The organism is Leptotrichia sp. oral taxon 879 str. F0557 (assembly GCF_000469385.1).
Lineage (GTDB): Bacteria > Fusobacteriota > Fusobacteriia > Fusobacteriales > Leptotrichiaceae > Leptotrichia > Leptotrichia mesophila.
In genome coordinates this window covers 1-24,649 of sequence record NZ_KI271347.1, presented here as the reverse complement: position 1 = coordinate 24,649, position 24,649 = coordinate 1, and the positions used below count along the sequence as shown (strand labels likewise).

The following is a 24,649-nucleotide window of genomic DNA, read 5'->3' as shown; positions in this document are numbered from 1 at the left end:
TTATTCTTCCTTTCATTTAATTGTTTTTATAAACATATACTTCTACTTTTTCTGGAAAGATAATTTTATTTTTTTCTGTATAAATATATCCATTCGTTAAAATATTACAAATTTTTCCATGTAATTTTTCATCTGATGTTTTTATTTGTTTTACTATACGTTGTTTCTTTACCTTGTAATCATCTTTTTCTTTTTTAGTTTCGTAAATTTCTATATTATTATTTTCTAAAATAGTTTCAATTTCTTCCACATAACTTTCAAGCATTTCAACTTTTTTTTCATCAGTTTCTTTGGAAGAATGTTTTACAGCTCTTCTCATCCTTTCCCTCATATTTATCAAATCCATTATAAGAGGTTTTATAAGCTGAAAATAAAGATCATCTTTATAGTCTTGAAGTTCCTTGTGCAATTTGTCGACTATATTTTTTTCAAAATCTATATTTAAGATTTTTTGAGAAACCGTATCATTCATAACATCCATTTTTTCATTAAGTTCCTGAATCTCTTCAAATACACTTTTTTCTTCAGCATCCAATTTTACTGCTTCATTTTTTAAAGCTGGATGAAATATTTTTGATACGCCCCTTTTCTCAATTTTTTCCGCTTCCATAATCATTGTCCTTTCATGTATCCTTAATTTCTTACCAAATTATATTTAATATTAAATATGTTTTTAATACATTTAGACAATTTATTGTATTATAGCATATTTATCACTAAATTTCACTAACTTTTTCTGTGCAATTTAAAATTCTTCTTTTATTTCCCTATAAGCCCTATTTTTATCCTTTACTATAACTTTCCCGCTTGTCTCAATTATTTTAAAACTTTCTGGATCTGCACCTTTAATTTCCTGATTCCCACGATATACCTTGTTCTTATCCTTTGCATAACCAAACATTAACTGTACAAATGACGAAGTATCAGCACCTTCTACTTTTGAAAAAATATTATTTGGAGTTAATTTATCCAATTTAGACATGTCAAAATAATAAACTCCGTTTTTGTCCTGAAAATAACCCTCAAATTTAGATCCATACGGATAATCAGCATTGGAATCTTTAAAAGAAGTTGCGTCAAAATTTAAAGGGACTATTTCGTATGCTTCTTTACCAGTTCTAGTTTTCAAGGCATAAACTTTATCTTTAGTTTTAAAAAAAGAAATAATATCTTCACCATTTTTAAAGTTACTATCCACAAACTCCAATCCAACTGGACTTATACCTTTCATTTTATTTCCATAATAATAGACATTGTTTTTGTCTTTTGAAAATTCATCATTCAAAACTTCAAAACTGTTTCTATCTGCACCTTCTATTTTTTTCAAGCCCATTTTATACAATTCATTTTCATAATACACGTTATTTTTATCACGGAAATAATTTTCCGAATAACTAAATATTTCAAAAGTTTTAGAATCTACCTTAGGATTTTTTACAACGGCTGTTTTTACACTTTTCAGCTCGCCAGTTTCTTCATCAAATATGTCAATAAGTTTGTATATATTCTTATTGTCATTTAAAAAATTAAGCGGTATATTTCGTCTATTAACCAGTCTTGTAACTTTAAAGCCATTTGGACTTATATCATTTAGTTTTCTTCCTGCATAATAAACATTTTTTTTATCGTATGAAAAATCTTCATCTTCTACAATAGTAAAACTATTTTTATCTGCATCCTGTAACTGCACAACATTATACCCTGCATAATAAACATTATTTTTATCTTTTGAATATCTGGTATCTTTCTCCATTACTTCAAAAGTATCTTTATCAGCATTTTTTATAACCTTAAAATATCCATGCTTTTCATCTGACGTTACTGCATATACATTTTCATCATCTTTTCCATAAAGAATACGTTTATCATCTGAAGCTTTTATTGGTTCAAATTTTTCAGGATTTTTTATATTCGCTTTTTCTCCCAAATAGTAGATTTCATTTCCATTTTTAACCAAATCACTATCCAAAACTTTAAAATCTTTTTCATTTATTTTTCCAAGATTTTTAACCTCTCCAAAGTAATAATACAGGTTATTCTTATCTCTGGCATAATTTGTTTCAGAAATTCTTCTAAAAGTTTGAGGATCTGCACCTTTTATAATGTCTACTGTCGCATACACATTTTTATCATCCTTTGAATACATTCCATCCGAAATTATTTTAAATGTTTTTGGATTCGCACCTTCAATTTTTTCTCCTGAATAATAGACTGAATTTTTATCTTTTGCATAACTATGGTCTCCCTCCAAAACCACAAACGAATTTACATCTGCATTTAAAATTTTATCTGAACCATAGAACACATTTTTATCATCTTTTGAATAAAAATAACCCAAAGCTTTTATTGTTTTTGGATTTGCTCCATTTATTTTGCGGATCCATTCATTAATTGGCCTATAAACATTATTTTTATCTTTTGAATAATAGTTTGGCAGCACTTCAAAAGTTTTACTGTCCACATCTTCAAACGATTTATTTCCTGAAAAATAAACACTTTTATCATCTTTTGCATATCTATCATTCAATATTTTAAATGTATTTAAATTAACATTTTTTACCTTAATCCCTATATCGTCTTCTTTAGAATACTTATAATAAATTTCATTATTCCTTTTCACATATTCCGCCATTCCCAGATTCGCTAAAACAAATACCCCTAATATAACTCTAAAAAATTTATTCTTCATAAAAATCCCTCCAACCACATTTTTTAAATAATTTAATATTTTTTATTGTTCTTTTTTCTTTTGAAGATAAGAATTCCATTTGTGATAGCTGATATTAATAAAATAACATCACACAAATTATCTAAATTCTTTAAATCCATTATATAATAATAACTTGCTATTCGAATAAAAATACGCATACAGCTCCCAACTATTGCTGATAAATAATTTATTCGTTTTAATTCATTTCCCCTGTTTTCTTTATTTAATTTTATAATTATTAGTATTGATAATAATATTAAAATTATATCACATGCTAAATATAATTCTCGTGTAAATAAATATATTATCTTATCAAATACTTCACCAAGTGCATCGGCAAAATAAGTAATGCTTATAGCTAAGTCATATAGCTGGAATTTATCACCAAATATAACTCCAACATTAAGTAACAAAAAAGCAGTCTTTGTAAAAATCGCTGGAATAATTTGAATAAAACTTGAAGCAAATAATCCTATATAAAATATTCTATCATTATTTTTTTGACTTGAGCTAGTCACTTCCACTTTCGTTTTTGCTTTTGTATCCTCTATTTTTTCATAACTACCCTTTTTGCTATTATCTTCCCTGAAAGTTGTATCATTATGCTGTTTTGATACATCAGTTGAACTAATTTTTTCTTCATTTTTATTAAAAGTTGCTGTATTTGAAGCTGTTGTTCTTTCGTTTATAATTTTCTGATTCTTAATATTATTGATATTTTTATCAGAATTTATATCATCATCAATAAAAATTACACCGTTAATTGTTGGCTGTCTCATTGTGTCATTGGAATCAACTGAATATTTTCTCTCTTCTTTGTTAAAGGAAGCCGTATCGTTTGAACTAGCTGATGAATAATCTGTTTTACTTGTATTATAATCAGCTGTGTCAGTTTTGTCATTTGATGTTTGTGGCTCTTCATCTATAGATTTATTCAAATCATCATCAAAATTTCCTGATAAATACATATTTAATTTTTCAATTCTTAATGCTGTTTTAGGATGAGTTGCCATAAGGTTTGCTACAAAGCCTGTTGGCTTTTCAGCTTCTCCCTGCAATTCTACCAAAGCGTCTCTTAACTCCCTTCCATACCCCAAGTTATACGCAAATTTATCTGCTGCAAATTCATGATTTCTGCTTGAATGACTTACTAAAATTATTCCTAATTTTGTATATAGTCCAATTATCGCCACATAAATCATATCAAGACCTGCTGCCAAGACAAATCCTTTTAAAGCTCCACCTTTTTTTCTTTGTCGTCTTCCATAAGCATCATACGTTTCATATGTGCTGTTTGATTCAGAAAAACTTATCATAAGAAAACTTATTATAAAAAGTATGACTCTAAGAATAAGAAACATCAACGAAGCAAGTAAATTTCCTACATATATAAACAACGCAATATCTGTATCTTTATTTGACAGATGTGCAAACTCATGAGCAAAAATACCTTTTATTTCAGCATCATCCAGATGCAACAGTCCGTTTGTTACACAAACTGTATTTCTTCCAAGTGCAAAGGCATTTGGATAGGGCTGGTCTACGATGTACAGTTTAATGTTCTGTGACAAATTCGGATCTTTTAACTTAGCTTTTTCATAAATTTCATTAAATAATGGTGTCAATCGGTTAAGAATGGATGAATCAACAATTTCTCTACATCCGTTCATTGACCTAAAAATCGCCTCACCTATTGGAGATAATGCCAACGCTACAAATCGCATATACAATAACTCCTCGAATTATGGCCACTAATGCCTCAGAGCCATTTGTGACTCCTTCAGTTGTTGGAAAAAAACTAATTATTATATATAAATTTATTACCATCCATACAATTATCCCAATATTTTTTAACTTAAATACTTTTTTAAAAAAATCAATAAAATACATTCTAATCTCTCCTAACTTAGTTATTTGTTTTATTATTCAGTTACAATCAAAAATTAATAATTTTAATATTTTTCATTATCAACACAATAAATTAAATTCATTGGTAAAATTAAATTTCATAAATCTAACCTCCTTTCTTAATTAATTTTTTTATAGAAATTTCTATTAGCAATAACATAATTTTATTTCTGTATTTTTATAAAGTAATTATAATATATATTTTGTTTTTTATCAACACTTTTATTTAAAATAATAAATTATTTTGTAATTTTTATACTTTTATTTCTTTTTTATAAAACATAATTATAATTATTTAAATATTTAAAGAAGAAAACAAAACTATATAAAATCTGATTCTAAATAATTTTGAATAAAAAAAAGATATCTTAGTTAAAAATTACAATAGTAACTCTAATAACAAAAATATCTTAAAAATTAAATATACAATTTTTTTTATTCAAACCTTACATCAGTTATAATCATATGTTGATTATCTTTTGATTTATCAGAATAATTTTCAAAATATCAACTAAGTCCTTTTTTAAAAAACTATGATATTCTGTATTTTCAGTAATATTTCCTATCATTCTATAAATTAAAAAGATTCATTATTCTATCTTTTTAAATTTTCCTTGTACTGCCTGATAGTCATACATTTTCCAGTCCTTACCTGTTGTTTTAAGGTTTGGACTAAATCCCATGAACCACATTGTACCACCTAGGTAGTATCTATAATTAAATCTTTCAGCGTCGGGATCTCTGTCAGCTGTAAATCCTCCATCTTTGTATCCTGGAATATATTCCCTGTTTGGAGAATCTGCATTTGTTTTGTATCTTTCCCTAATCTTCGCAAAAATTTCTTTCTTGTCTATATCATATATCCCTAAAGTCTTAGGGGAAGAAGAAAAATTATTCATAAAGTATTCATGCTTAATATTTGCGACCTTCTTATTATTAATTATCGCATTTACAGGCTCAAAATCTCTAAAAAACACTTTACCTATTTTAAGATTTTTCATTGACATGTACTTCTGTTTTTCTGCCTCATTTTTTACATAAAGGTTATTTATTGTGATATTTCCAGAAAAACTTATATCCCCTGAATCAATTCCAAAATGATTTATTGTCATGTTTCCATTAAGGCTCACTTTTCCTCCATCAGCAATTAAACTTTGGATATTCCTATTTCCATTGATTTCCAGTGTTGCGTTTTTGAATACTCTTAGTTCACTATCAGAGTTTCCATTAAGGATAAATTTCCCTTGAAGAATTTGAGTTACTTCCCTGTATCTCAAATTTGCATTAAGCTCCAATATTCCATTTCCAGCCTTTCTTAATCCTGCTCTTGTTTCCATGTCATCTTCGTCATAGTAGAAGTTCTTTTCATTAGGTACATATCTTGCAATATTTATTCCTTCAACAACAGAAGCATAACTCAGTGCACTTGCCATTCTTCCATCAGGACGCTCCCCTGTAAGAGCCGTGTCAAATGTATCATATCCACTAGGTTTGTCCTCAAATCCCGGAAATATGTCGTTGCTCCATTTCCACTTTGCTCCTTGCGGAACTTCAGCCCAAAAAAATTTAGTTCCATCTTTTGCCATTACTTTATCGTACATCCCTGTAAAAAATTTTTCTTCCTCAATAAGTCCTGCATTAAGCATAGAAGGACCATTCAATGCCTTAGTTTCATTAAGCGTACCCCACCCTATGAAACTAGATAATCTGTCTTCTGTTCTGTTTGCTGTCGTAAGTATCAGCTGTTTGATTTGATGATAGCTCATCCCTGGAAACTTCTCCTGTATCTTAGCTGCAAGTCCTGCAATCTTTGGAGCTGCAAAGGAAGTTCCATTTGTTACCCTATTTCCATTCCATACCTGTCCATTGGCAACCACAGTATGCGCTCTTGACAACAGGGGTAGTGAAGCAATATCCGTCTTTTCGGATGAAAGCACACATTCATTCTTTGCGTATCCATGTTCCACCATTTTGGCAAGCTTTCCATTTCTCAATTTTTTTTCTTTGTCCAAAAAATCCAAGGTAGTTTCTCCTGAGCTTTGAGTCGTAACATCTTTCCAGCTGTTCTTGTAGTCTCCCCCTTGTTCCCATCCTCTACTCCATCCTCCGCAAATCTCCTGAATAACATGTATGCTTTCAGCTCTCATGAGTTTCTGAGCTTCTATTCCATATCCGCTTGATACTGCCGTGTAATTATCAATATTCACAAGACCTGATTTCGTTCCTGATGTATTTTTCTGTAGTTTCACAGTATTTATTGGAGTTTCATTCTCCATGGCTTGTATGAACAGGTTTCCGTTTTCAGTATAATCTGCATCAAGCATTCTTCTGCCTGTCATTGGCAATGCAGACATCTCGTTTATCACATTTCCGTAATACGGAGCTTGCGAGGTCAAATGCCCGCTATAGTTGTTAGTAATCGTCAATGAGCTTTGTGCAATCCCATAAGGCATCACAGCCTGATTTTCCCCCTGCAATGAACTTGTATAAAGTCTTCCGTAATTTTGTGACCCCCAATCATTTCCTACCATCATTATGAATGCACGGAACATTGATGAAAGATGATTATCACTGCTTTTATCCTTTTTTACCTTTTGAAACTCCTCGTTTTCTGCCCCTGGAAAATACCATACTTTTGGAAAAGGAATTCCTGCTAGTTTGCTCACATCATCCAAGTCTATTGTTCCATCAAAAAGTCCAATATAGTCATTTATTCCAGACTTTCTTGCCTCATTCTTTTTATATACTATATAATCATCTTTATTCCGAGTATATGTTTGACTGTTAACATATCTTAACTCACTTGCTCCATAGACAATAACTGAAATTAAATTTAACGTTATTATCAGTTTTTTCATGTTTTTCTCCTTTCATGTCCTTTATTCCTGTTTTTTTGATTTATCCTATTTGAAAATTTATTAAATATTGATAAATAAATCCCTAAGTTCTTTTATATCCCTAGATATTTTCTAAAAGACATTAAATATGCTGTTTCTGTTAAATTTTGCAATTTATAATTTTAAACTATAAGCTGCCAAACATAATTATTAATTCCTTCTAAAATTACAATTATCTACTTAGTGCTAGTTTCTTTTTTAAAAAATAAGTTTTCATAATACTAAATCCCATTAAAAAAATAGAAATTATATTTACGATAAATCTAATTATGTTTAATGAGAAATAGTATAAATTTTAGTAATTTATTGCCTAAATTTTTATAGATTAACTAATCTTCCCAATCACTTCTACTAGGATACGCATATTTATGTGAGAACAAAAAATTGCTCTTGCCGTCATTAATATCGATTAAAAAATAACCTGCATCATTTGTAGATTTTGCTGTAGCTTCTATTACATGGATTTCTGAACCATCTTTGAAAAAAAGATATGGATAATTTTGTTTAATAATTTTATCATAAGTACTTTTATCCATAGGTGATACAATAAACGTACCTTGATAATTAAATTTTTTTCCATTATTATAACAATTTCTAAAAGGAAATACTGTTCCAGATCCAAGTTCACCAACAGATGTAAAAGTATTATATTCCGATACGGGTTGTGTACAATAAGCATTCTTTGCTATAAAAGTATACTGTCTTCCAAAAACAAAACTTGAGATAATCAAACTCCCTAATAAAATCAATTTTTTCATAAATTAATCTTCCTTTCTATATTTTATTTATAATTTTTCACTTCTTTTAAAACGAAACACCAAGTCCCACACCAACGTGAGCATTTTTATCTTTCGTATCATATCCACCATTTACTGTAAGGTCAAAGTTTCCTGCTTCAAATCCAACTTTTACATTGCTTTTGAAATTTTCACGTCTTTCGTATTTTGCACCTTTTAAGTTGATTTTAGTGCTTGTGTTCGCAAATTTAGCTTCATTTACCTTGCTTTCAACTTTTCCTAGTTCATGTTCATAGCCAAGTCCTAAAGATGCCTTAAATTTAGTATTTGCTGTAATTGAATTAGAATAACCAAATTCAACTCCTGCAGATGGTTTTACAGAATAGAAGTCATTTCCTTTAACTTCCATATTCAAAGTTCCATCTTTTTCCTTAATTTTCGAGAATCTTCCATAACCAAGTTTTAAAGCTGCATAAGGTTTAACCGTAATATTTTCTCCAATGCTGAAAGTTTTACCAAATTCGTTTTTCAATACAAATCCATAAGCATTATAACCAGCTTTATTTTCATAAACATTATTTCCAATCACAAATCTTCTCTTCATATCGTTTTTAGAAACAAATCCATCTCCGCTTAAAGTCCACTCAAGATTATTCAAGTCAAATGTCTTGTAAGCACCTAATTTAAACATTGTTACATTTTCTTTTGATTTTCCATTGTCTTTAAATTTGAAGTTGTTAATAACTGTTCCAGCATAAATTCCCTGTTTTGCATCAGCATTATTGAATAAATATGAAATTCCGTAAGCTGAGCTGTTTGTATTCGCTATTTCTGGAGTTCTTGCTTCATGTTTATCTTTATTAAAGAAAGTAGACACATGATGTCCAGATTTATCTACATTTTCTTTTTGCAAATCAGAAAGTTTGCTGTCTAAAATATTATCAGTTTGTGCTATTCTTTGTTGAACATTGATATATTGATTTCCATCAATTTCTTTATAAGTTTTTGCTAATAATTTTCTATTATTTAATGTATTCAAATAATTGAATACTTCTTTATCTTTTGAGTCCACAGTAGTTTCAGTATATTTTTCATCCAATCCTTTTGCTACTTCCTCAGTTGTTTCACTATCAGCAAACTTGGCATAAGATTGTTTTTTCAAAGTAACTTTTTCTACTTTGTTATTTTTAATTTCAGAATCAGCTTCCCAAACTAAAGAACCTGTTTTTACATTCCAGTTCGCAATATTACTTGCCTCAATAGATTTATTAAATGGATCAAGCACATCATTTCCAACTGTTACTTCTGTTGCATTAGTTTTTTCAGTTGCTTCAGCACCAATTAGTAAATCAGCATTTTTTAATCCTAAGTTAGAAAGTCCTTCAATTGGTTTTGTTCTTCCTAGAGTATCTACATAAACTCCTAAGTCACTATCTACTGGCTTTACTCTATTTGATAAAACTTTTACAGTATATGTATTGTCAGTACGGCTTCTCACAGCTCCGCCACTAACTTCAATATTTCCATAATTTTTAACTACACCACCAGCGATAACAATTCCAGCACCACCAGCAGAATCAATATGAATCGTTCCATTATTTGTAAATTCTGAATTTTTTCCAACAACTACACCAATTGCATTTTTTGGAGAGCCAACAGTAGTTATAGTTCCGTTGTTAGTTCCTGCTGCACCATCTCCTAAATACATTCCAACTCCACCATCTTTAGTAATTTTGATAATTCCTCCAGCATCATTTAGCACAGTGCTCTTGGATCCAGCCATACCAACAGAGTTTTTCCCAATTTCAATAATTCCTTTATTTATTAAAACTGCATTTTTATTATCACTGTACATTCCCATGCTCGGATTCTTCTTTTCAAATGAATCGCCTATTTTAATTACGCCTACGTTACCATACCGTTCATCATTAATTGCATTATAATTAGCATCTCCACCAGCATATATTCCAATTGATTTATCTCCATTTAAATTTATATTTCCATAATTTCTAATTATATCAACGACCCAAATAGGAGATGAAGGATCTTTTTTTTGATTACGAACATTTGCACTTATTCCAATAACATTATTAGAATTACTTTCAATCTTTCCAAGATAATCATTAAGAACACTGCCATTATAATCAATCCAACGTTTTTCATAATAAATACCTGTAGAACTTTCTCCCAGTTTGATAAGACCATTATTTTCTATTTCACCTGCTGAATTTCCTAAAATATTGTTATCTATTGAATAAATACCGATAGAATTTGTATTTACAGAAATCTTCCCGTTAGAGTAATTAGTAAAACTTGCACGTGTATTGTAAACTCCAACAGTATTATTTCCCTTTAAGTCAATTGTACCCTGATTTGAGTTAGAAATATTCCATCCACCTCTATCAAATGACTCTGTACTTTTAATACCGATTTGATTATCCTTAGTTCCAACAATTTTAAAATCTTTCAAAACATGAGTATTTGTATTTGTAAATTCTACTTGATTATACAAATCATTAGGATCATCTAAATTTACATTTTGATCAATAGAAAGTGTAGAATTATCGAATTTAAATATTTTATATCCTGTTCCATTAATTGTAGGTCTTGAACTTACCGGAACTGCGGACAAAGGGTTTGCAATATTATTTTTAGATAGTTCTACGTCCATACCTTTAAATACAAATAAATATGAGCCTGGTTCCATATTAATTGTCAACTTATTAGCATTCTTTAAATATTCAGTTAAATATTTTCTCATAGCTAGTTGAGGAGCATTAGCAAAATCTGAATTTGATTCAGCAGTTCTGTAATAATCAAAACTCAATGCTGCTCCACCAGCTTTTACATTAATCGTTGTTGACCTAGTTACAGTAAGTGGAGATGAAGAACTTCCGCTTAATTCAAGCCCGATTTGATGATTTCCAACTTCATAACGAGTTCTAGTTGTATTTCGAGCACTTGGGATCCATTTTTCTCCAACAACAGCATATTTAAAAATATCTACATTATTAGCAAGTTTACTTAAGTCTGTTTTTATGAATCTTGGCATATTACTTATTGTCGTCGCTGGACTTGTTGAGGGTCCTGATGTCACAGGAGCAGTAGGAGTTGTTGCTGATGTACCACTTCCTGAATCACCACTTTTACCTGCTTCTCCACAACTTACAATAGCAATTAACGAAAATATCGCTAACATTAATTTTTTTGTTTTATTCATATTCGATCTCTCCTTACTCATTCTTTATCTTATATTTGTTTTTTATTTTTTCTCTTTGGTTCTTTTGCAGTTTCTGTACTACTTATCTTTTCAACATCTGTTTTTAAATTTTTACCTTTCTTTGTCTTTGCTTTTGTCTTTTTACTAACAACTCTATTTCCATTAATACCCATATCAAGTGCAATTCCAAGTACCTTACTAGATTCACCAAATAATTTTTTACCTGCTTTATAAAAAGTACAAATTCTTTTTTTACTTGTATTCTTTTCTCCAGCCACTTTACAAAAATTAGAAAAATAGCTCACACAGTTTAAATTAATCATAGTTACTAATAATATTAGTTTTAGTTTACTTTTCATAAATACCTCCAAATTTATTTAATTAATTTCCCTTATATCATACCCTTCTAACTTTTTTTTAAAGTAAAAAATAGGGTATACATTCTTTGTGTTTGAAAAATAAAAACTAAATTTTTTTATAAAATTGCTTTTTGCGTACTAATTATGTAAAAATTTTTATTAGTGTATTTATAATTTTTTTATCTTCTTCAAAAAATGCCCTCTCTTTCTTTTTATATCGAGTTAAAGTTTATAAAAATAAATATTTATTTGTACGAATTAATTTTATAAAAATTATTCTTATTTTTTATTACAGAAATATTATACTGTATTTTATATAATGTGTCAATATATTTTTTTATAAATATTTATTTTTTTGCATAAATATAATTATGTTATATATAAAAATATAATAAATATATTGTTTTATAGCATTTTGAAATAAGTTATATAAATTATTCTATTTTCGTATTAAAAAGTTTTATAGCATATTTTAAAATATGTAGAAATTAATCTGATATTTAACAAACTAAAAAAGCTATCTTAGGAAAACATTATCCCAAAATAGCTTTTCTATGTTTAAGTGTATTTAAATTTTTCTAAAAATCCAAAAGCTATAATTATTTCAACTTTTATAGCTAATACATATCTACTGAAGAAAATCCTTCAATCTATAGTTTAAATTATTTACTTTGTCCCATCTAGTTGGTTCATAATAACACCCTGTCTCTCTTTCTATATCTTTATTTTCGATTGTTAATATTGCTTGTTTTATTTGAGCTATCTTTTGCAAATATCCTTCATAAGCATTCTTTACTTGAGTATAGGCAGCTTGCGTAAAAGAAATATTTGTACCTGGCATTATTTTTTTATCAACTTTTTTTATTTCGGCTATTGAAGCGCAATATTCTAATTTTAGCTTATTATGTACTTCTTCTTTATTTACTGCTTCTGCAATCCTTTTTTCATAACCTAAGTTTCTTTTTAAAACTTTAGATTCTTTATCACCTTCATTTTTATACCTATATCCATAAATTTCATAATTAGCTTCAATGTTTCCTTTATTTTTGTCATCATCTTTTATTTTGATTTCAGATTCTGCTTCATTTCTAGTCTGACTTTTATAAATATATGCTCCCACACCATAAAAACTTATTAATAATAAACCTATTACAATCCCTTTTTTTACTTCTGTCAGTATTTTTCCAATATTTCCACTTCTCATTCTATATTTGTTTATGATAATGTATTAAATATCATATTTTCCTTTCCGTAAATATACATGGTATTCCAAAAATTTTTAAAACTTAGAATTAATGAATTATTTGTAATAATCATTAACTTCTTCACTATAAAAACTAGCTACTGAATATTCCGAATTTTTATTATTCCAGTTAGTTCCTTTATATCTACACTTTATATGATATTCAAAAGCTTCCTTGTTATCTGGTAATATAGCACGAACTACCTGTCTTATTTGAGCTATTTTTTGTAAATATTCCCTATAGGCGTCATTTGCTTGTGTATAAGTTGCCTTTCTAAAAGGAATATTAGTTCCAGGAACTATTTTCTGATCAACTTTTTCAATTTCCTTTATTGCATCACAATATTCCTTTTTCAAATTATTTTCTAACTCTTCTTGACTTGCTGTTTTTGAAAACCTTTTTTCATACCCAAGGCTTCTTTTTGCAAATGAAGATTTTTCATTTTTTGACCATCTATATACATAGCCGTTTTTATGTCTATAACCATTGATTATCTTATCATTTTTATTTTGTGCGTCAATGTCTTTTAATGTATTTTCTTTGTTTATTTCATTATTTTCTCTGTCTTTTATTTCAATTTTAGTTTCTACTTTATTTTTATTCTTATAAACATACACTCCTATGCCATAAAAACTTATCAATAGCAATCCTATTATTATACCTTTTTTTATTTCACCCAGTATTTTCCCTATTTCCATTTTTTACTTAGCGATGATAATAAACTAAATATCATATCTTCCTTTCTGTAAATATATTTTTATCTCCTTATAAATTTTCATACTTTAATATCAATGGATTATTTATAATAGTCATTAACTTCCGCACTATAAAAATCTCTTGCCAAATGCTTGAATTTTGAATTGGCATTATTCCAGTTAGTTCCTTTATACCAACACTTTATACGAGTTTCAAAGTATATCTCGTTATCTAGATTATCTGGTTTTATAATAGAAACCACCTGTCTTATTTGAGCTATTTTTTGCAAGTATTTCTTATATGCATCATCCACCTGTGTATAAGTTGCCTTTCTAAAAGGAATATCAGTTCCAGGAACTGTTTTCTGGTCAACTTTCTCAATTTCCTTTATTGCATCGCAATATTCTGATTTTAATCCATTGTCCAGCTCTTCTTGACTTGCTGTTTTGGAAAATCTTTTTTCATATCCAAGGCTTCTTTTTACAAATGAAGATTTTTCATTATCTGACCATTTATATACATAGCCATTTTTATGTCTATAGCCATTGATTATCTTATCATTTTCATTTTGTAAGTTTTGTGTATCAATGTCTTTTTCTGCATTTTCTTTACTTGTTTCATTATTTTTTCTGTTTTTTATTTGAATTTCCGTTTTCTTTTTAACTTGATATTTATAAATATATGCTCCTATACTGTAGACACAAGTTAATAACAAACCTATTATTATTCCTTTTTTTATTTCGTTCAATTTATTATATCATTCCTTTCAAAAAAATTTATTTTTACCAGCTATATAAATAATTTTGTACTTATAATTATTTCCTTCTCATTTATTATTGCTTCTTTAAAATAAATATCTGTATTTAAAAAATATATTTTCATTATATCATTAAAAAAAAATTTTGTAAAATATTGAAAAAGTAGAAGAAATAAGGTAAACTTATATTGATATAACAATTAATTTTAAAGATGTTTTGCTATGTGTTATATAAATAAAACTGTACTTAGGAGGAAATATGAAATATTATGTAGGAATTGACTTAGGAGGAACTAATACAAAGATTGGACTTGTTGATGAAAAAGGGAATATCATTTTTACGACTATTGTAAAAACTGATTCAATGGAAGGATTTTCTGAGACAATTCAAAGATTGTCAAAAATTCTAATTACTCAAATTGAAGGAACTAATGTTAATTTTGATAATGTTGTCTCAGTTGGTGTTGGAGTACCAGGACCTGTGTTAAATTCCAGAGTTGTTAAGTTTTGGGCAAATTTCCCTTGGAAACATGGAATGGATTTAGCATTGGAATTCGAAAAAAATCTTGGTAAACCAGTAAAAGTTGATAATGATGTTAATGTTATTACACTTGGAGAAATGTGGAAGGGTGCTGCGCAAGGATATAAAAATGTACTAGGTCTTGCTGTCGGAACTGGAATTGGTGGCGGAATTATTGTTGATGGAAAACTTGTAAGCGGAGAACACGGAGCTGGCGGAGAAGTTGGACACATTAAAATTGAACCAAATGGAAAACTATGCGGATGTGGACAAAAAGGATGCTGGGAAGCCTACGCTTCTGCTACAGGGATAATCCGTGAAGCAAATAGCCGTCTTGCAATAAATAAACAAAACCTTCTTTATGAAATGACAAAAGGTAGAGATTTAGAAGCAAAAGATGTATTTGACGCTGCTAGAAAAGGTGATGAATTTTCAATTGACATTGTTGATTATGAAGCGGAAAAATTAGCATTAGGAATTGGAAATCTGCTTAGCATACTAGATCCTGAAATCGTTGTAGTAGGTGGAGGAGTTGCTCTTGCTGGAGATTTCCTGTTTGACCGTGTGAAAGAAAAATTAAAAGATGTAGCATTCCCATCGATTTTGGAAAATCTAAAAATTGTTACAGCAACTCTTGGAAATGATGCAGGAATTTTAGGTGCTGCCTATCTTGGAATGATGTAATTTACGGCTAAATAAGATTTTCAAAAAAATTATCTTTTATTTAACTGATAAACTACTTAACTTTGAAAACAAGAATTTATAATAACTCTATTTTATAATTTAATACTAAACACCATTTAAAAAAGGCTTTAATTTCATGAATTCCCTGATTTTTGCTATTTAAATGGGAAATAGTATAAAACACCATAAAATTTAAATATTATAAAAAGACTATATAGATATTATTCATTTTCCATATAGTCTTTATTTTTATTTTATCTCTTTTCAAATTTTATAATTGAGCCATTTACAGCGTCAATAGTAAATTCATATCTGGAACTGTTTGCAATAAACTCTATTTCATAGGCAGGTCTTCCATTTTTATTATCTAATTTTATTTTTTTAAAATTAGCTGAACCTTCTGAGACTCCAACGTGTCCCAATGCGATTTCCTTTGCCCTGCTTGGCGTTATCTGTCCATTGGATGTTTTTATGTTTACCATCGGAACTAATTTCTCCTTTTTAACATAATCAGTGCTTCCTTTTGCCAAAAGATTGACAGAAAGCAGGAAAACCATCAGTGTAATTGTATAATTTAAATTCCCTTTTTTTATTATTTTTTTATTTATCATATTTTTCTCCATAAACTCTTTTTTATTTTTATCTATTACTTTTTTCTTCACTCCAATTAATAATCTTTCCAGTATAGACGTCTATTTCAAAATTGTAGACAGTATTTCTGTAATTAATTTGTCCTTTATAAGATTTACTGCCTTTTGAATCAAATTCAAGAACGTTTGCAAATGTTGCTCCGGGGATTCTAGCTAGAGCTATTTGTTTCGCTTTTACCGCTGGTACTTTTTTACGATCCTTCATAGCTGAAAAACTCATTATATTGATAATTAAAACTCCAGATAACATTGATATTAGTAATTTGTTTTTCATCATCGCTTTCATCCCCTTCTTTCTAATTCTGTCTAATATTTATTTCTCTTTTTTCTTCAATATACAATTACCTGATAAATTCCCTCCTTCCCTTTCTGAATTGATAACTAACTAATTTCTTCATTTTTTCACAGCAATTTACTGATTATTTTTTACTCGAGTAATTTGTTCTAAAATTGAACTATTATATCATCTCCTCCTGACAAGATAATAGTACCATATAAACATTAAAGAAAAATGAGAACTTTTAATTTTTTTACATTTTTTAAAAAATTTTTTTCAATTTTGTATATTATCCGCTATTTATCACTATTTTAGAGTGTAAAATTTTTTTTGATTTTTTCAGTTTTTATAAAATTATTGTAAAAGTTGTTCCTTTCCCAAGTTCACTTTCTACAAAAATCTCTCCTTTATGCAGTTCTACAATCTTTTTTACCATTGAAAGCCCAAGTCCTGAATTATCACCATTTTTAGACGGATCTACTTGATAAAATCTTAGCCATATCTTATCCAGCTTGTCTTCCGAAATGCCTATTCCATCATCTGAAATTTTACTGACAATCCTATTTTCTTGAAGAAATAATTCAACTGTAACTGTTCCGTTCTGTTTTCCATACGAAATTGCATTTGAAATTAGATTTGTAAAAACTCGCATAATCATCATTTCATCAATACTTGCATAAATTTCAGGCATTATATTTGTAACAAATTTTATATTTTTAGTATTTGCACTTAAAGTCTGAGTTTCAATAATCATTTCTAGCAATTCACTTAAATTGATGTTTTCGATATTCAGTTTTTGTCTTCCTCGTTCCATTCTAGCTAAAGTTAGTAATTGCGAGACTAGTTTTGACATTTTTTGCCCTTCTTTTTCAATAATTCCAAAGGATTTTTGTGCATCTTCGACTGAACTTATCGAGTCTTTCCCGTACTCCGCCTGTGTCAAAATTACTGTAATCGGTGTTCTTAATTCATGCGAAACATCCGAAGTAAACTGAATTTCATTTTCAAAAGATGTCTGAAGCCTATCGAACATTACATCAAAAGTATTTGCAAGTGTGTGAAGCTCATCATCGCCTTTTCCAAGATTTATTCGCTGTGACAAGTCATTTCCTTCGTTGATTTTTTCTGCAATTCTTCTAATCTTTTCAATTGGCGTAAAGGCATTTTTTGTAATAATGTAGCCTCCAATTGCTGAAAGTATAAGGAAAAATGGCAAAATTACAAAGGAAATCTGAATAACTGTTTCAATGGCACTTGATTGTCCAATATTAGGCATTACTCCTCGAATCCATACTTTTCCATAATTTCCAAGTTCAATTGTCTTGTTATAGACATACCATTTCTGATTATTGCTTCTAATAATCATAATTTTATCATCCTTTGACTTTCTATTGTCCATCTCAAATCCATTTGGTGAATTTCCGTAAAGAAATTTGAAATCCTTGTCATAAATGGCAATTTCCACATTCTGAATCATTGTATCAAAGTTGCTGTCAATTATAATTTCCCCATTTTTTATAGTCAAATAGTCAAGCCTATGAATTACTACATCTTTTAGATAAGTTCGTACACTCGAATGAATAATATTTTCACTGATATAAAAAACTATAGCCAGTGATGAAAATACAAGCAAAATCATAATTCCCATGTACCATAAACCAATTTTTAACTTTATTGAACTGTTATTAAAAAATCTTTTCATTGTTTATTTTTATTCCTTTTTATTTAGATTTAAAACCTATTCAGCCTTTAACACATAGCCGACTCCACGAATTGTATGAATTAATTTAGGTTCAAAATCCTTGTCAATTTTTCTTCTTAAATATCTGATATAGACATCTATCACGTTTGTACCGCCTTCATAGTCATAATTCCATATATGCTGCTCAATTTGTTCTCTTGAAAGCACACGCTCTTTATTTCTAATCATATATTCCAAAATTGTAAATTCCCTAGTTGACAGCTTTATCGGCATTTTATCGCGAAAAACATCGTGAGAGTTGCAATTAACTGTTAAATTTGCAATTGAGAATATATTATTTGCATTTGAATTACTGCTTGACGGATTTCTTCTTAAAAGCACTCTTATTCTTGCCATCAGTTCATCAAAAGCAAATGGTTTTACTAAATAATCGTCAGCTCCATAGTCAAGCCCCTTTACCCTGTCCTCTATTCCATCTCTTGCAGTCAATAATAAAACAGGTGTTTTTATTTCTTTCTCCCTTATTCTTCTTAAAATTTCAAATCCATCTATCCCAGGAAGCATAATATCAGAAACAATAACATCATATTCAACAGAAAAAATATAGTCCAGCGCATCATTTCCATTAAAACAGCTATCCACACAATATTTTTCCAATACTAGCTTTTTTACAATTATATCATTCAGATTCTTTTCATCTTCAATTACTAAAATTCTCACAAATTTTCACCTTGCCTATCTTTTTGCCACTGTTGAAAAAACGAATTTATCAGGCCTATATAAATTTACGCCATACTGAAACAATGTTCCATTAGAAAGATAAGTATGGCTTTCAATTACGACAACTAGATTAAAGTCTTTTAAATCCATATGTTTTTTTTCATTTTCAGTAGCATATCTAAATTTTATATCTCGTCGTGAATGGGATATTTTTAGATGTAATTTTTTTTCAAGATAATCGTAAATTGAACTTTCTGCAATTTTTTTATCTAAAAATGGTACAATTCGCTTATCAAAGTAAGTCTTTTCATATTCAAGCGCTTCCCCATCCAAAACTCTTGTACGTAAAACCCTATAAAACAAAGCTTCTTCAGATACTTCAAAAATTCTCATAAGTTCAGAGTCTCCCTGAATAAGTCTCAAATCAATGAGATTGGTTTTTATATTAATATTTTCAATTTGATTCAGTTCCTTTGAAGTACGTAAATTTGACAGGCTATTTTTAAATCTTCCATTCTCAAGAACCATCGAATTTTTTCCTTTAATTTTCTGAATATATCCATCTAGTTCAAGCATTGACAAGGCTTTTCTTATCGTATCTTTTGAATATGAATATTTACGTGCAAGTTCAGATTCGCTTTTTAAAAATTCTCTTGCCTTAAATGTTCCATTTGTAATCTTTTCCTTTATATCATTATAAACTTCCTTATATTTACTCACTGGTGTAACTCCTTTCAAGAAACATCAATTTTATTATATCCCATAAATTGCAAAATGACAATGGAAAAATAGATAAAAAACAAGGAGAATAAAATCTTCTCCCTGTTCTAAAAAAATTATAAAAATATATTTCCATCTTCATCAATTGCTTTATATGCTGGACGAATTAATTTTTTATCAACAAGAATCTGCTCCATCCTGTGTGCATTCCAGCTCGCTATTCTCGACAACGCAAATAATGGTGTAAATATATTCTGTGGAATATTCAGAAGTTTGTACACAAATCCTGAATACAAATCAACATTTGCACAAATTTCAAAATCTTTGCCTTTTAATTCTTTTCCTATTTCTTTCGTAAATTTTTCAACATTTGAAAAAAGTTGAAATTCTTCAAGCGCATCTTTTTCCTTTGCCAGTTCGTAAGCCTTTTTTTTCAAAATTTCAGCACGTGGATCTGAAACTGTATAAACTGCATGTCCCATTCCATAAATTCGTCCTGTCTTATCAAATACTTTTTTTTCAAATATTTTTTTTAAATATTCTTTCAATTTTATTTCATCATAAGGATTGGAATTTTTTTTCATATCCTTTATCATTTTTGTAACCATCGAATTTGCTCCACCATGCATAGGCCCTTTTAACGAACCAATTGAAGCAGAAATTGAAGAATAGGTATCTGTCCTTGTGGAAGAAATTACGTGCGAAGTGAATGTTGAATTGTTTCCACCACCGTGTTCTGCATGTATAACTAAAATTAAGTCCAGTATTTCAGATTCCAGTTTTGTAAATTTGCTGTCGCTTCTAAGCATATGAAGAATATTTTCAGCAATGCTGTATTCCTCCATTGGATTATGAATTATCAAACTCTTTTTAAAATGCTTATAATTGCATGCCTGATAACAGTATACTAATAAACTTGGAAATTTTGCAATTAAACTTAAAGACTGATCTATTAAATTTGATAAGCTCACGTCATCTGGATTTTCATCCAACGTATACAGGCATAAAACAGCTCTTTGAAGATGATTCATTATATCTGTGCTAGGTTTTCTCAAGATAAAATCCTCTATAAATTCATCCGGCAAGTGCCTGTACTCTTTCAACGTGCTTACAAACATTTTTAATTCGAAATTAGAAGGAACTTTTCCAAAAAGTAGCAAAAACATCGTTTTTTCAAAGCAAAATGTCTTCTCTTCCTCAAACTGCTCAACAAGCTTGTCAATCGAAATTCCTCTATAATAAAGCTTTCCTTTTTCTGGAATCTTTTTCCCTTTTTTGTTTACCGAATACCCTAAAACTGACCCAATTTTAGTTAATCCAACCAGAACCCCTGTCCCATTTTTATTCCTAAGCCCTCTTTTCACATCAAGCTTATTGTAAATATCGTCTGAAATCGAATTATTCTGATTAAATAACGTGCCTAGCTCATTTATAAAATCACTTTTCATAATGCCCTCCTATCCTAAATTTTCAATAATTTTTTTTGTAAATTCAGTCGTTGCAGCATTTCCACCCAAATCTTTCGTTTTACACCCTTCTTCCAATGCCTTTAAAATAGCATTTTCTATATTTTCTGCAAAATCATTCAGCTTTAAATATTTTAGCATTTCTAATGAAGATAGCAGCAATGCCAAAGGATTTGCCTTATTTTCCCCCGCAATATCCGGTGCAGAGCCATGCACAGCTTCAAAAATAGCTATATCATCTCCAATATTTGCTCCCGGGGCAACTCCCAGTCCCCCTACAAGTCCAGCCACTAAGTCCGATAAAATATCTCCATATAAATTCATCGTAACAATTACTCTAAATCTTTCTGGATTTGTAACAAGCTGCATACACATATTATCAACAATAAGCTCTTCCAGTTCAATTCCTTCATAACTTTTTGAAACTTCTCTTGCAATTTCCAGAAACATTCCATCTGTAAATTTCAGTATATTTGCCTTATGTACAACTGTAACTTTAGAAAGTCCGTTATTTTTTGCATATTCAAATGCACTTCTTATAATTCGTTCGCTTCCTTTCCTTGTAATTCGTTTTATAGCAATTGCACTTGTCTTTTCATCATTTTCATACTTTTCCTCACCAATATAAATTCCTTCAGTATTTTCTCTAAAAATTGCTAAATTAATATTTTCATACCGAGTCTTAATTCCCGGTAAATTTCTTGAGGGTCTAAAATTTGTATATAAATCATATTTTTTTCTAAGATACACATTTATACTTCTAAACCCTTTCCCAATCGGTGTAGTAATCGGCCCTTTTATAGCAATTTTATTTTTTTCAACGCTTTTATAAAGGCTGTTTGGTATTAATTCTCCTGTTTTCTCATAAACATCTGCTCCTGCATTTTCAGTTTCAAATTCAATTGGAACTTTAGCAGCCTTAAAAATTTCCACTAAACTTTCAGATATTTCATATCCAATCCCATCTCCAGGTATTAATGTTACTTTCTTCATAAAAAATCACTCTTCCTATTCTATTTTTCTATACGATTAAAACTTTAAAATTCAAAAATTGAAAGTAATTTTCTCAATTTCTATGTTTTTACCAACTTAATTTTGAACAATAAAGCCAAAATCTTAACTTAAAAACTCATCACTTGTTGCAAATTTCAAGTATCCTCCAAATTTTAAGATTTTAAGTTCTCTCTCTGAACCATTGAATTTTGCAGGAAATTCAGTATTTTTAGTAATATTTTTTATTATAAATCTTCCATTTACCAATGAATTTAGAATGTCCGACAGCTGTAATTCATCGTATTCGTCAATTTTATCGTAATCTTCCACATTCTCAAATTCTAATGGTATAATTCCGCTGTTTATCAAGTTTGCCTTATGTATTCTTGCAAAGGATTTTGCAATAACTGCTTTTATACCAAGATAAAGCGGCAATAATGCAGCATGTTCACGGCTTGAACCTTGCCCATAATTTTCTCCTCCAACAACTATTCCGCCATTATTTTTTTCAGCTCTTTCCTTAAAATCTGGAATAATTGTTTCAAAGCAATGTTCGGATAATTTTGGAATATTTGAACGGAATGGTAGTAATGCGGCATTTGATGGACAAATATCGTCTGTTGTAATATTATCTCCCGTCTTTAAGATAACTTTCCGTGTAATACTGTCTTGTAACTCTTCTCCAATCGGAAATGGCTTAATGTTAGGTCCCATTACGATTTTTACTGCTTCTCTTTCCCTTTTTGCTTCTTCTTCATTTGGATTTGGGAAAATAAAATAGTTATCTGATATTTCGAATTTTTCAGGCTCTTCTACAATAATTTCTGCTCCCAATTCTCTAGGATCAGTCAAATATCCCATAATTGCTGACGCAGCTGCCGTTTCTGTACTTACTAGATATACTCCAGCACTCATTGTTCCACATCTTCCCTTAAAATTTCTGTTAAATGTTCTAAGTGAAATTCCATCCGTTTTTGGCGCTTGCCCCATTCCAATACAAGGTCCGCACGCAGCTTCTAATAATCTTGCTCCAGCTGCTATAAACTTTGCCAATGCACCGTTTTCTGAAATCATTTTCATAATATTGCTTGAACCTGGCGATAATACAAGACTTACATCTGGATGAACTTTTTTCCCATCTAAAATTGCTGCAAGCTTCATAAAATCTGAATACGATGAATTTGTACATGAACCAATCGCAATCTGATCGACTTTTAATTTTTTGTCCTTTGGAATTTTATGTACATTGTCAGGACTATGAGGAAAAGCTGCAAGTGGTACCAGCTCATCCAAATTTACAACTAACTTATCATCATAAAACGCATTTTCATCAGGCAATAATTCTATAAAATCATCTCCCCGTGACTGTTTTTCCAAAAAAATTTTTGTATACTCATCGCTTGGAAAAATTGATGTTGTTGCCCCTAACTCAGCTCCCATATTTGTAATTGTTGCTCTGTCCTCAACTGATAGTGATTTAATCCCATCTCCAGTATATTCCATCACGTATCCAACTCCACCTTTTACTGTAAGCTGTTTCAAGACATACAAAATAACATCTTTAGCTGACACCCAAGACTGTAATTTCCCTCTTAGCTCAATATTGTAAACTTTCGGAACTTTTAAATAATATAGTCCTCGCGCCATTCCAATCGCAACATCAAGTCCCCCAGCTCCAATTGCAAGCATTCCAAGTCCTCCTCCAGTTGGAGTGTGGCTATCTGATCCAATCAGTATTTTCCCAGGTTTTCCAAATCTTTCCAAATGTAATCTGTGACAAATTCCATTTCCCGGTTTTGAAAAAACTATGTTGTGCTTTTCAGCTGATGTTTTAATAAACTCATGATCATCTGCATTCTCAAAACTAGACTGCAGCATATTATGATCAACATAAGCTACAGAAATTTCAGTTGCAACTTTATCGACATCCATAGCATTTAACTGCAGATAAGCCATCGTTCCCGTGGAATCTTGTGTAAGTGTCTGATGAACTCTGACAGCAATTTCATTTCCGGCTTTCAATTCACCCTTTAAAAGATTTTTAGCTAAAATCTTATACGTTAAACTCATATTATTAGAGTTCAAATTTTTACTTATAGACATAATATTGCCCTCCTTACATAACTTTCAATTATACTTCCATTATATTACTAATCATTAACGGTGTCAACGATATATATTATATATTTTTTATATAATTGCATATATATTATAAATCTTTTGTTTTAAGCTAATAAATACAGCCTTTTTGTATATTCAAATCTTGTTTCTTAATCAAACTTTTTATTATTTGAATATCAAATAAATTGTTTTGAAAAATATTATCAAAAAAAATTAATTTATATAAAAAAAGGAGATGTCCCTTTGCAGAAAAATGTAAAAAGACATC

Annotated in this window: 19 protein-coding genes; 1 reads left to right on the top strand and 18 read right to left on the bottom strand. The window is 29.5% G+C overall.

Annotated features, from left to right (window positions below):
• Positions 1-16: 16 nt before the first annotated feature.
• The 10 genes from grpE to HMPREF1552_RS09655 all read right to left on the bottom strand — a co-directional run bounded on the left by grpE (position 17) and on the right by HMPREF1552_RS09655 (position 14,519).
• Positions 17-610, bottom strand: coding sequence for a nucleotide exchange factor GrpE (gene grpE, locus HMPREF1552_RS09705; protein ID WP_039901579.1), 594 nt, complete (start codon positions 608-610; stop codon positions 17-19).
• 135 nt (positions 611-745) lie between these two features.
• On the bottom strand, positions 746-2,689 hold the full coding sequence (locus tag HMPREF1552_RS09700; protein ID WP_039901577.1) for a DKNYY domain-containing protein: 1,944 nt from the start codon (positions 2,687-2,689) through the stop codon (positions 746-748).
• Between the two features lie 32 nt (positions 2,690-2,721).
• Positions 2,722-4,434, bottom strand: coding sequence for a zinc metalloprotease HtpX (locus HMPREF1552_RS09695; RefSeq protein ID WP_081686586.1), 1,713 nt, complete (start codon positions 4,432-4,434; stop codon positions 2,722-2,724).
• A gap of 774 nt (positions 4,435-5,208) precedes the next feature.
• Entirely contained in the window at positions 5,209-7,476 is a 2,268-nt protein-coding gene (locus tag HMPREF1552_RS09685) for a S8 family serine peptidase (protein WP_021745001.1), read from the bottom strand.
• Between the two features lie 368 nt (positions 7,477-7,844).
• On the bottom strand, positions 7,845-8,273 hold the full coding sequence (locus HMPREF1552_RS09680; RefSeq protein ID WP_021745000.1) for a hypothetical protein: 429 nt from the start codon (positions 8,271-8,273) through the stop codon (positions 7,845-7,847).
• 46 nt (positions 8,274-8,319) lie between these two features.
• Positions 8,320-11,472 carry an autotransporter outer membrane beta-barrel domain-containing protein gene (locus HMPREF1552_RS09675; protein ID WP_039901576.1) on the bottom strand — a complete coding sequence of 1,051 codons (3,153 nt, stop codon included), beginning with the start codon at positions 11,470-11,472 and terminating at the stop codon, positions 8,320-8,322.
• 29 nt (positions 11,473-11,501) lie between these two features.
• Positions 11,502-11,831, bottom strand: coding sequence for a hypothetical protein (locus tag HMPREF1552_RS09670; RefSeq protein ID WP_021744998.1), 330 nt, complete (start codon positions 11,829-11,831; stop codon positions 11,502-11,504).
• Positions 11,832-12,459: 628 nt separating this feature from the next.
• A complete protein-coding gene (locus HMPREF1552_RS09665; protein WP_021744997.1) occupies positions 12,460-13,035 on the bottom strand; it encodes a hypothetical protein in 576 nt (191 codons plus the stop codon).
• Positions 13,036-13,131: 96 nt separating this feature from the next.
• The gene (locus HMPREF1552_RS09660) at positions 13,132-13,773 is read right to left on the bottom strand and encodes a hypothetical protein (RefSeq protein ID WP_021744996.1); all 642 of its coding nucleotides are present in this window, start codon (positions 13,771-13,773) and stop codon (positions 13,132-13,134) included.
• Between the two features lie 98 nt (positions 13,774-13,871).
• Complete coding sequence (locus tag HMPREF1552_RS09655; RefSeq protein WP_021744995.1) at positions 13,872-14,519, bottom strand: hypothetical protein; 648 nt, start codon at positions 14,517-14,519, stop codon at positions 13,872-13,874.
• Between the two features lie 268 nt (positions 14,520-14,787).
• Here HMPREF1552_RS09655 and HMPREF1552_RS09650 point away from each other — a divergent pair, with 268 nt between their 5' ends.
• Entirely contained in the window at positions 14,788-15,732 is a 945-nt protein-coding gene (locus HMPREF1552_RS09650) for an ROK family protein (RefSeq protein WP_021744993.1), read from the top strand.
• 254 nt (positions 15,733-15,986) lie between these two features.
• Here HMPREF1552_RS09650 and HMPREF1552_RS09645 read toward each other — a convergent pair whose 3' ends face one another.
• The 8 genes from HMPREF1552_RS09645 to HMPREF1552_RS09610 all read right to left on the bottom strand — a co-directional run bounded on the left by HMPREF1552_RS09645 (position 15,987) and on the right by HMPREF1552_RS09610 (position 24,363).
• A complete protein-coding gene (locus tag HMPREF1552_RS09645; RefSeq protein ID WP_039901592.1) occupies positions 15,987-16,343 on the bottom strand; it encodes a PepSY domain-containing protein in 357 nt (118 codons plus the stop codon).
• 28 nt (positions 16,344-16,371) lie between these two features.
• A complete protein-coding gene (locus HMPREF1552_RS09640) occupies positions 16,372-16,659 on the bottom strand; it encodes a PepSY domain-containing protein (protein WP_081686585.1) in 288 nt (95 codons plus the stop codon).
• 346 nt (positions 16,660-17,005) lie between these two features.
• A complete protein-coding gene (locus tag HMPREF1552_RS09635; RefSeq protein WP_021744990.1) occupies positions 17,006-18,361 on the bottom strand; it encodes a cell wall metabolism sensor histidine kinase WalK in 1,356 nt (451 codons plus the stop codon).
• A gap of 36 nt (positions 18,362-18,397) precedes the next feature.
• A complete protein-coding gene (locus HMPREF1552_RS09630) occupies positions 18,398-19,081 on the bottom strand; it encodes a response regulator transcription factor (RefSeq protein WP_021744989.1) in 684 nt (227 codons plus the stop codon).
• A gap of 15 nt (positions 19,082-19,096) precedes the next feature.
• On the bottom strand, positions 19,097-19,801 hold the full coding sequence (locus tag HMPREF1552_RS09625) for a UTRA domain-containing protein (RefSeq protein ID WP_039901573.1): 705 nt from the start codon (positions 19,799-19,801) through the stop codon (positions 19,097-19,099).
• A gap of 116 nt (positions 19,802-19,917) precedes the next feature.
• Positions 19,918-21,249, bottom strand: a complete 1,332-nt coding sequence (locus HMPREF1552_RS09620; RefSeq protein WP_021744986.1) for a citrate/2-methylcitrate synthase — start codon at positions 21,247-21,249, stop codon at positions 19,918-19,920.
• Between the two features lie 9 nt (positions 21,250-21,258).
• A complete protein-coding gene (locus HMPREF1552_RS09615) occupies positions 21,259-22,260 on the bottom strand; it encodes an isocitrate/isopropylmalate dehydrogenase family protein (protein WP_021744985.1) in 1,002 nt (333 codons plus the stop codon).
• 123 nt (positions 22,261-22,383) lie between these two features.
• On the bottom strand, positions 22,384-24,363 hold the full coding sequence (locus HMPREF1552_RS09610) for an aconitate hydratase (protein ID WP_196808139.1): 1,980 nt from the start codon (positions 24,361-24,363) through the stop codon (positions 22,384-22,386).
• Positions 24,364-24,649 lie beyond the last annotated feature (286 nt).

Bases quoted from the DNA above. Each gene is read 5' to 3' on its own strand.
- grpE (WP_039901579.1), bottom strand. From the start codon at position 610: ATGGAAGCGGAAAAAATTGAGAAAAGGGGCGTATCAAAAATATTTCAT.
- HMPREF1552_RS09700 (WP_039901577.1), bottom strand. From the start codon at position 2,689: ATGAAGAATAAATTTTTTAGAGTTATATTAGGGGTATTTGTTTTAGCG.
- HMPREF1552_RS09695 (WP_081686586.1), bottom strand. From the start codon at position 4,434: ATGCGATTTGTAGCGTTGGCATTATCTCCAATAGGTGAGGCGATTTTT.
- HMPREF1552_RS09685 (WP_021745001.1), bottom strand. From the start codon at position 7,476: ATGAAAAAACTGATAATAACGTTAAATTTAATTTCAGTTATTGTCTAT.
- HMPREF1552_RS09680 (WP_021745000.1), bottom strand. From the start codon at position 8,273: ATGAAAAAATTGATTTTATTAGGGAGTTTGATTATCTCAAGTTTTGTT.
- HMPREF1552_RS09675 (WP_039901576.1), bottom strand. From the start codon at position 11,472: ATGAATAAAACAAAAAAATTAATGTTAGCGATATTTTCGTTAATTGCT.
- HMPREF1552_RS09670 (WP_021744998.1), bottom strand. From the start codon at position 11,831: ATGAAAAGTAAACTAAAACTAATATTATTAGTAACTATGATTAATTTA.
- HMPREF1552_RS09665 (WP_021744997.1), bottom strand. From the start codon at position 13,035: ATGAGAAGTGGAAATATTGGAAAAATACTGACAGAAGTAAAAAAAGGG.
- HMPREF1552_RS09660 (WP_021744996.1), bottom strand. From the start codon at position 13,773: ATGGAAATAGGGAAAATACTGGGTGAAATAAAAAAAGGTATAATAATA.
- HMPREF1552_RS09650 (WP_021744993.1), top strand. From the start codon at position 14,788: ATGAAATATTATGTAGGAATTGACTTAGGAGGAACTAATACAAAGATT.
- HMPREF1552_RS09645 (WP_039901592.1), bottom strand. From the start codon at position 16,343: ATGATAAATAAAAAAATAATAAAAAAAGGGAATTTAAATTATACAATT.
- HMPREF1552_RS09640 (WP_081686585.1), bottom strand. From the start codon at position 16,659: ATGATGAAAAACAAATTACTAATATCAATGTTATCTGGAGTTTTAATT.
- HMPREF1552_RS09635 (WP_021744990.1), bottom strand. From the start codon at position 18,361: ATGAAAAGATTTTTTAATAACAGTTCAATAAAGTTAAAAATTGGTTTA.
- HMPREF1552_RS09620 (WP_021744986.1), bottom strand. From the start codon at position 21,249: ATGAAAAGTGATTTTATAAATGAGCTAGGCACGTTATTTAATCAGAAT.
- HMPREF1552_RS09615 (WP_021744985.1), bottom strand. From the start codon at position 22,260: ATGAAGAAAGTAACATTAATACCTGGAGATGGGATTGGATATGAAATA.
- HMPREF1552_RS09610 (WP_196808139.1), bottom strand. From the start codon at position 24,363: ATGTCTATAAGTAAAAATTTGAACTCTAATAATATGAGTTTAACGTAT.